7 protein-coding genes are annotated in these 8,159 nt (G+C 50.9%); 5 read left to right on the top strand and 2 right to left on the bottom strand.

Annotation, left to right across the window (positions count from 1 at the left end; genetic code table 11):
* Positions 1 to 168 precede the first annotated feature (168 nt).
* From ACFSW5_RS16355 to ACFSW5_RS16345, 3 genes are all read left to right on the top strand, one after another.
* Positions 169 to 1,029, top strand: a complete 861-nt coding sequence (locus ACFSW5_RS16355; protein WP_379275166.1) for a class I SAM-dependent methyltransferase — start codon at positions 169 to 171, stop codon at positions 1,027 to 1,029.
* 522 nt (positions 1,030 to 1,551) lie between these two features.
* On the top strand, positions 1,552 to 2,280 hold the full coding sequence (locus ACFSW5_RS16350) for an IMP cyclohydrolase (protein ID WP_379275165.1): 729 nt from the start codon (positions 1,552 to 1,554) through the stop codon (positions 2,278 to 2,280).
* A 103-nt stretch (positions 2,281 to 2,383) separates the two neighbouring features.
* Positions 2,384 to 3,283, top strand: a complete 900-nt coding sequence (locus ACFSW5_RS16345; protein ID WP_379275164.1) for a LysR family transcriptional regulator — start codon at positions 2,384 to 2,386, stop codon at positions 3,281 to 3,283.
* Positions 3,284 to 3,402: 119 nt separating this feature from the next.
* Here ACFSW5_RS16345 and ACFSW5_RS16340 read toward each other — a convergent pair whose 3' ends face one another.
* Both ACFSW5_RS16340 and ACFSW5_RS16335 read right to left on the bottom strand, forming a co-directional pair.
* Positions 3,403 to 3,543 carry a paeninodin family lasso peptide gene (locus ACFSW5_RS16340; protein ID WP_379275161.1) on the bottom strand — a complete coding sequence of 47 codons (141 nt, stop codon included), beginning with the start codon at positions 3,541 to 3,543 and terminating at the stop codon, positions 3,403 to 3,405.
* A gap of 33 nt (positions 3,544 to 3,576) precedes the next feature.
* Positions 3,577 to 5,517, bottom strand: coding sequence for an asparagine synthetase B family protein (locus ACFSW5_RS16335; protein WP_379275158.1), 1,941 nt, complete (start codon positions 5,515 to 5,517; stop codon positions 3,577 to 3,579).
* A gap of 338 nt (positions 5,518 to 5,855) precedes the next feature.
* Between ACFSW5_RS16335 and ACFSW5_RS16330 the strand changes: the two genes are divergently transcribed.
* Together ACFSW5_RS16330 and ACFSW5_RS16325 are read left to right on the top strand one after the other, a co-directional pair.
* Positions 5,856 to 6,998, top strand: a complete 1,143-nt coding sequence (locus ACFSW5_RS16330) for a 5-methyltetrahydropteroyltriglutamate--homocysteine S-methyltransferase (protein ID WP_379275156.1) — start codon at positions 5,856 to 5,858, stop codon at positions 6,996 to 6,998.
* Between the two features lie 227 nt (positions 6,999 to 7,225).
* Positions 7,226 to 8,158: a stalk domain-containing protein gene (locus tag ACFSW5_RS16325; protein ID WP_379275153.1), complete on the top strand. Its 933-nt coding sequence runs from the start codon at positions 7,226 to 7,228 to the stop codon at positions 8,156 to 8,158.
* The last annotated feature ends 1 nt before the right edge of the window (position 8,159 follow it).

Raw genomic sequence — 8,159 nt, 5'->3', positions numbered from 1 at the left:
CTGCTTGGGTTTAGAGACTTACGTTGGGTGTAAATGGAACGAATCTTGTTCAGCAAGCCCTATTTAGAAGACAACACGGACAAAGACATAGAGAAAATACTGTCTTGGATTGAGAATATTAACCGAAAAAAAATGGAAATTAGCTTAAGCAAGGGATGATGGACCGCAATGGACATAGGCGTTTTTAACCATATCAGCGTGGAAAGCTTGTACGAACGTTTGGATAGCCGATGGAATTCGAAACATGAGCTTAAGAAGTATATCCATCGAATCAAGTTTGAAAAGTTATTGTCGCATCTAACGCCCGGCGAAACTTTACTCGATATTGGCAGGGGCGGATCGGTTGACGGAGTGCTTGGAGTTCTTGCCGCAAAAAAAGGTCTTAAAGTCACGATAAGCAATGTTACGCAGAAGAATCTGCTCGTTATCCGAAAATTTGCGGAAGAGCAAGGCGTCATTGATGAAATCACTTTTATCGAGTGCATGCCTTTTGATATTCCCGTGCCCGACAATTGTTTTGATAACGTGATCGCTCTTCATATTTTGGAGCATTTGCCGAATTTTGAAGCAGGACTTCAGGAAATAAAGCGGGTGAGTAACAAAAAAGCAATTATCGCGTTACCCACTTGCTTAAATTTCTGCGCGATATCGCGTCTTGGTGGAGCGCATTACTTTGAATATTCGTGGAAAAGCCCGTTTGCGCTAATTTACGGCACTTTGAGGCTGCTCATTCATGCGGTCCGAGGCGACGATGGCGTAGAAGAAGACATGGAGGAATTCGGTGTCGTTACCAAACATATGTGGAGATTTCCGTGGAAAATGAGAGCGGCGCTAATTCGAGAAGGTTTTATCATAAACAAATTCGGTCCGGACGCGCTGCCTCTGCCGTGGTTTAACGCATGGCTTCCCTTGATCAGAAAGCTCGACCGATACGGATACGCTCCATTGCTGCGGGAATTTGGCATGGGGAGCCATGCCATAGTCGAAAAAATAAATCAAAAGAATTATGGAAAAGGAGAATTTCAATGAAAACGTGGAACGAATTTATTTCTTATCTCGAAACCGAAATTAACTGGGACGACCCGAGCGAAAAGGAATGTTTGAAAGAGGAATCCTTTAAAGCCAATCGCTGAAAACCCGGTTGAAATAAAAAAACGTTGCCGGGACATGATCGAAAACGACGAGCTGTTTAACAGCTACAAACCGCATAATCAGTATCCAAGAATAACGATGGATAAATTTATCCCGTTCCGAAGGTACACAGCCACAAATGGGTTTATTCAACCGTCATTCTTGCCGGTTCGTACAAAGAAAAGCTGTGGAAAGTGAGCGATGTGGACGAAAGCGCCATGACGGCGAACCTCAATTATCTAGACGAGCATACACTTAAACCGGGAGATACGAATTCAGGGCTGCTCGATTATGCCCATCAAACTATAAACACTTATAGTCCGGATAAGCAGCTTAAAGAGGCGTATGAACATTCGTCGGGTTTTAACTTTTCTTTTTTGCCATAATAACTTGCTAGGGGTGTGACGGGTGGTAGAACGTATGGACAGCGCGATGCGAACGAATTCGGAAAAACTTAAAGAGAACCCTTATCCTGGCCGCGGTATTCTGATCGGCCTTACGCCGGATCAAAAAAACATGGTTCAAGTCTATTGGATAATGGGGAGAAGCGCGAACAGCCAGAATCGTATTTTTATCGAAGAAAACGGGTTTGTGCGAACCGAGGCCTATGATCCTGCAAAATTATTAGATCCGTCTCTGATTATATACTCGCCGATAAAGTTTACGGATCAATACCATATTATTTCAAACGGAGATCAGACCGAAACGATTCTTAAGGCTTTAATGAACGGAAAAACGTTTGAAGATGCTTTGAACGAGCGGGAATTCGAACCGGATCCTCCGAATTTTACGCCTAGAATTTCGGGTTTGATTAACGTGGAGTCCAAATCGTACAAGCTTTCAATATTAAAATCCTTTTATAATAATCCCGAATACTGCATCCGCAATTATTACACTTATAACTCATTTGTTCCCGGTGTCGCCCATTGTATAACCACCTATGAAACCGACGGGTATCCGATTCCGTCTTTTCAGGGAGAACCCTTGATATTGCCGATGTATAATCTAATCGACGAGACGCTGGATTACTATTGGAGCTTATTGAATTCGAAAACAAAAGTTGCCATTTTAGCCAAGTATATCGATGTCGAGACGAAAGAAACCGTTATTAAATGCATCAACAAGTATTCGTATGCTAGCAATCAATGATAGCGAAGACCGGCGGCATGAGCAGGCTGCCGGTCTTTTCTCGCTTTCCGTGCCGGAGCGATTATAATAGAATTATGTCCTGTGATAGAAAGGAAAGGCCAAGATGACGTTACAGCAGCTCAAATATATTATCGAGGTGGCGGCGAGAGGGTCCATGAACGAGGCGGCCAAGCGGTTGTTCATCTCCCAGCCCAGCTTGTCGAACGCAATCCGCGATCTGGAAGAGGAGCTTCATATTTCGATATTCGAGCGCACGAACAAAGGGATCTCGTTAACGAAGGAAGGAGCGGAGTTTCTCGGCTACGCGAGGCAGGTCGTCGAGCAGGCGGAGCTGCTGGAGAACCGCTATCTGCATGCGAAGCCGTCGCCGCAGCATTTTTCCGTGTCGACCCAGCATTACGCCTTTGCCGTCAACGCCTTCGTCAAGCTGGTGAACGAGCACGGGCAAGACGAATACGAGCTGGCGCTCCGCGAAACGAAGACGTACGAAATTATTGAAGACGTGAAAACGATGCGCAGCGAGATCGGCATCCTGTACGTCAACGAGTTCAACTCGAAAGTGATCCATAAGCTGCTCCGGAGCGCAAATCTGCAGTTTCACAGCTTGTTTACGGCTCGTCCGCACGTCTTCATCAGCGTCAAAAACCCGCTCGCCAAGCAGTCCATTGTCACGATCGAACAGCTGCAGCAGTATCCGTATTTGTCGTTCGAGCAAGGGGAATATAACTCGTTTCATTTCTCGGAGGAAATTTTAAGCACGCTGTCCCATCCGAAAAGCATCCGCGTCAACGACCGGGCGACCTTGTTCAACTTGTTGATCGGACTCAACGGATATACGATTTCGACCGGCGTGCTCAGCTCCGACTTGAACGGCAACGACATTATCCCGGTTCCGCTCGATTGCGACGAAACGATCAACGTCGGCTGGATCAGCCATAAAAACATGGCCTTGTCCAAACTTGGAGCAGCTTATGTAGAAGCGCTGCACGAATTTATCCGTTGAACAAGGATGATCCGGCAAGGTTGACGGGCTAACGTTGAAAGCGAAACAAGCCGATACAAGGGATCGGCTTTACAAAACAAACGCCCCCTGCCGGAAAACCGTCAAGGGGCTTCGTTATACTAGGAATCCGTATCGTGCGGATGACCGTTGTTGGAACCTTTGCCGTTTTTGTCCGGGAAGATTCCGTTCGGGCCGCCCATCGTCTTGCTCATGTCGAGAACTTCCAATACCGGTTCGCTCCAAGTCTTCTTCGCATTCATTCTGATCACCTCCTTTCCATGAGGTAACGGGAGCTATGACGAGAACCGCTGCAAAAACCGGTATGCGATCAAGCCCTGCATCAGCAATCGGACATGAGGATCGTAAGCCAGTTCCGGCTTCGGGGACGTTCCGACGATCGACATGGATTGTTTGATCTGCGCCACATTGAGATAGTAAGAAGCGGCGGGATCTTGGCATAATTGCTTCAGCTCGTTTATAAAAGCTCCCCAGTTCGGAAGCATCCGGTGAATCCAATCCGCTCCTTGTATTCCTCTAACCCGCTGGTTCATCCGAACTTCGTCGGGCAGGCGTCCTTCGGTTGCCCGGCGAACGAGCGACCGGTCGAAGCCGTTCTGAACGCACTGCTCGACGGGAATGGACAGGCAGAAGCGAATGACTCTCGGATCGGCGGTCGGATCCCGTTCCCAGAGGCGATAGCGCAAAGAAAATTTGGTGGTCGACACTCCTTGATGGTTAGAGATCGACAGGTCGCGAAACTGATATTCCCTCGCCTCGAACTCGTTCATCAAGCTCTCGGCAATCCCGACATCATGGGGGACAAGCTTCTCGAACACATTCGTTCTAGCGGCAAAATCGGGATGAATCAGCCGCGGTCCTTCGACCGTACGACCGGATGACCGGAATCCGGCTATGCCGGGGAACGCCTGCTTGCCGATTGCGCGGAGCAGCCGGGATCTTCGATATCCCGTCCGGCGGCCGTATAGCTTAAGCTCCCGGTATAGCTTAAGCCACCGCAGCCGGCGCAGCAGCAGCGCGTAATAATCGAGGGCGGGACCCCATGATATCGTGTAGTTGCCTCTCGCTCCGTTCAGCAGCACCCCGACGTCCTGCTGCGCCGCCGTTTCGGCAATTCCTTTCAGCCAGAAGGAATTTTCAAGAAATTTATAAGGTCCTTCCATCAGATCGATCAAGTCGTCGATGTCCCCGAACGAGTCGCGGCCTTGGAAGCTCAAGTAGCTTTCGGCTATATTGCCTATGTGCTTAGCCGCAGCATGTATGTATGGACGCTCGTCGGCAGTGAAGCGTTTGGAAGTCCAATCCGTAAAATCGGACGGCGGAACATAGCTGTAGCCGTAAAGCGTCTTTCCTCTTTCCCGGAGCGGCTTGGAGGCGAAGGCGGCGATCGCGCACGAGTCAAGTCCTCCGCTTAGACTGATGCCCACTTGCCTGTACGTCCGGAGCTTCGAATCGACGGCCTCTTGGAATACGTGGCGGAAAGCTTCTTCGTATTCGCCGTTCGACCGAAAGCGAAGCTCGGAACCATCCGTTGATAATTGATCGTATTGCTCCACAACGACCGCCCCGTTCTGAACGGTGAACGAATGAGCGGGAGGGAGCAGCTCGATACGGTCATAAGCCGTAGCGTGAACGTCAACGCAATCCTGAACGAGCGGGATGGCCAAAAATTCGGCAAACCACGATTCGTTCAGCTTGACTTGGATGCCCGGCAATGCCAATAGCGGCTGAATCGCTGTGCAAAACGAAAACCGCTCATGATCGCGGCGATAGTATAGCGTACGATTGCCGAGCAAATCCCGCGCACCGAACAGCAGGCGCCGCCGTTCGTCCCACAGGACGAAAGCGTAGTCTCCGATCAGATAGCGCGGGGCTTCCTTGCCCCAATTGAGATAAGCCAATATGATAAGCTCGCTGTCCGTCATTCGGACCCTTCGGTTGCGATCAACCTGCAGCCGCCGGAATAAATCTTCCCGATTGTCGATGATCGCGTCCGCGGTAATGGCCAGCCCGGTTGTCCGATCGTAATAAGGCAGGCATTCATGAACGGATTCGGGCGTAATCCACTGCGCGTGACAGCCGAAGCTTACCGTTTCGCCGTTCCATATTCGTACGGCGTCGGCAGGATATTTGCGCAGTTCATGCATGATCGTTTCGATCGCCGAAGTAGCGGGAGACCCGCCGCCATATTCATAGATGCCCGCAATAGCGCTCATTGGTCCACCGGCTTTCTTCGAAAAATCCTTGGATTCATTGTAGTTTATGACACAGACGGTAACAATCAAACGATGGGACCAAACTTTTTGCTTTGTTGTGGCCTCCCGGTCCTAGAAGGAAAAACGGAGACGCGCTCTCATGCTGGTCCTTCGCATCGGGCGTTATAGCTTTAGGCTATAACCAGCTATAGGTATTTGGAAGTACTCGATAACGAATCGCATATGTTATCTTTCTTTGTAACACATTAGCAAAAATAATTTTCCCGAGGAAGCAGTATTAACCAATTCTCATTTGCCTTATGCCAATTCTAATTTTGCTTATAAAAGGAGATCCATCGATGACCATTCAAACCGAGCAACCGAAACAACGGAGCGTTACCCCATTTCGTTACGATATCGTCGGCAGCTTCCTGCGCCCCCAAGCGCTGAAGGACGCCAGAATCCGATTCCAGCAAGCCGAAATATCGGCCGAACAGCTGCGCAAGGTCGAGGACGAAGAGATTATAAGGCTCGTGCAGAAGCAGAAGGAAGTCGGCTTAAAGGCCGTGACGGACGGCGAATTCCGCCGCTCCTGGTGGCATCTGGACTTTTTTTGGGGACTGGACGGCGTGGAGCGCGCTATCGTTCCGAAGGGTTACCAATTCAACGGAGCCGAGTCCAGGCCCGAAACCGCTCGTCTGACGGGTAAGGTCGGATTTTCCGGACATCCGTTTATTTCGCACTTCACCTTTCTGAAGGAAGCTGCCGGCGAAGGCGTCGTTGCCCGTCAATCGATTCCTGCGGCCGCTCAATTCCTGTTTGAACTGGACCGTTCGGAGAATCAGGAGAGCACAAAAGCGATCTATCCGAATAGGGAAGAGCTCGTCGCCGATATTGCCAAGGCGTATAAAGCGGCGATACTGGCCTTCTACGAAGCGGGCTGCCGCAGCATTCAAATCGACGATTGCACATGGGGCGCGCTTTGCGACCGGCAGTTCATGGCGTTTATGGAAAAAGCGGGCGTAAACGTTGCCGACTATGCGAAGGAATTTGCGCAGCTGAACGCGGAGGCTGTGTCCGGCCTGCCGGCCGATCTTGTCGTGACGACGCATGTATGCCGCGGCAACTATGTTTCGACCTACGCAGGGGTAGGCGGCGGCTATGAGCCGATCGCGCAGACGCTGCTGGATATCGAGAACTATTCCGCTTTTTATTTGGAATTTGACACCGAGCGAGCGGGCGATTTCAAGCCGCTTCGCTTCCTGAAGGAGAACCAGCAGGTCGTCCTCGGGTTATTCTCCTCCAAGACCGGCGAGCTGGAGAAGAAAGAAGACATTCTGAAACGGCTCGAAGAGGCTGCGCAATACGTGGATTTGAACCGGATTTGCCTCAGCCCGCAATGCGGCTTCGCCTCCACGGAGGAGGGCAACCGCCTGACCGAAGAGGAGCAGTGGCGCAAGCTGGCGTTCATTAAGGAGATCGCGGAAGAAATTTGGGCTTAGGCTCGGGCAGAAAGTGATGAAAGACATTCGAGGCGTCTTCGGGCCGGGCACGTCGAACGTCGCGCGAACGCAATTAAAACTCCGTCCATAGGGGCGGAGTTTTTTTTTTGCGATTTGCTAGGATCGCCTTGCCGGCAGGATTTCCGGATCCGTTATCGAATTTTTATATGTAAAAATGTGGATATCGCGAAGCGGGTTTGTAATCCATAAGCCGGAGGGATGGGAAAATGAAAAAAGCGATCATCGGCTTTATATGCGGATTTGTACTGGCTGGCGCTACGGTTGCATACGGCAGCGAAGCGGTAAAGGCTTTTCTGTTCCCCGTACAATACGAAATCGACGGGGAAAAGCAGGAGCTGCCGGAGGGATACTATACGCTTAACGTGGAAGGAAGGGTATACGTCCCGATTCGGTATGCGGCCGAAAGCATGGATGCGGTAGTCATTTACGACGAAGCCGGCAAAACGGTTCGCATCGATCGCGGGTATACGCTCGGCAGTTTCGACGGGTATGTGAAAGCCGGCTATCTCGGCGTCGCCAAAGACGAAGGCACAAGCATTGTAACCGGCAAGCTGTATGCCGGACAACGGTACTGGGAGGCGCTGAGCGAAAGTAAATTTTCGGTAGAAGCCGGGACACCGGTCGAGCTGAAGGCGAATATCGCCTTTTACGGCGAAGACGGCCGTTTGCTGGGGAAAGCTCCGGTCCGGATCAACTGCAAGGCCGAAGGAGATCAAGTGAAAGATTTCAAAGCACTGGCCGACGCCGACGTCAGCGGGTATGCTTTTGCCGCTTTGGAGGAGGTTCAGCCCGAGCCGATTTATGCGTTTTTGCCGCCGTCTCTCGATATCAAGGACCCTTCGGGACTGCTGGCGGCCGAGGTAACGGACATGCAAAAAAGCGGGGACTACACTCGGCTGCGCTTAAGATTGGGGTTCAAGGAGAAAGGCTTACACCGTGCGGAAGCGGTGCTGTCCTTTTATGACGGCAGCGGGAAGCTATTGGGCACGGCAGACATTAAGTTTTCCGGTCATGGGACCTATGACGCGCCGGCCGGAGAGCCGCTTGCGATATACAGCTACGAAACCGCCGGAAAAGGGGATTTTACATCGGCCGCATCGTATTCGCTGCATGTCAAGTTTTATGAACCGGAGGGTTAAC

This window comes from Paenibacillus thailandensis (assembly GCF_042685365.1).
GTDB classification, from domain to species: Bacteria; Bacillota; Bacilli; order Paenibacillales; family Paenibacillaceae; genus Paenibacillus_AP; species Paenibacillus_AP thailandensis.
Note: the sequence above shows the minus strand (reverse complement) of the source record. Positions and strands in the feature narration are given on the sequence as shown.

Bases quoted from the DNA above. Each gene is read 5' to 3' on its own strand.
- ACFSW5_RS16330 (WP_379275156.1), top strand. From the start codon at position 5,856: ATGACCATTCAAACCGAGCAACCGAAACAACGGAGCGTTACCCCATTT.
- ACFSW5_RS16325 (WP_379275153.1), top strand. From the start codon at position 7,226: ATGAAAAAAGCGATCATCGGCTTTATATGCGGATTTGTACTGGCTGGC.
- ACFSW5_RS16355 (WP_379275166.1), top strand. From the start codon at position 169: ATGGACATAGGCGTTTTTAACCATATCAGCGTGGAAAGCTTGTACGAA.
- ACFSW5_RS16345 (WP_379275164.1), top strand. From the start codon at position 2,384: ATGACGTTACAGCAGCTCAAATATATTATCGAGGTGGCGGCGAGAGGG.
- ACFSW5_RS16335 (WP_379275158.1), bottom strand. From the start codon at position 5,517: ATGAGCGCTATTGCGGGCATCTATGAATATGGCGGCGGGTCTCCCGCT.
- ACFSW5_RS16350 (WP_379275165.1), top strand. From the start codon at position 1,552: ATGGACAGCGCGATGCGAACGAATTCGGAAAAACTTAAAGAGAACCCT.
- ACFSW5_RS16340 (WP_379275161.1), bottom strand. From the start codon at position 3,543: ATGAATGCGAAGAAGACTTGGAGCGAACCGGTATTGGAAGTTCTCGAC.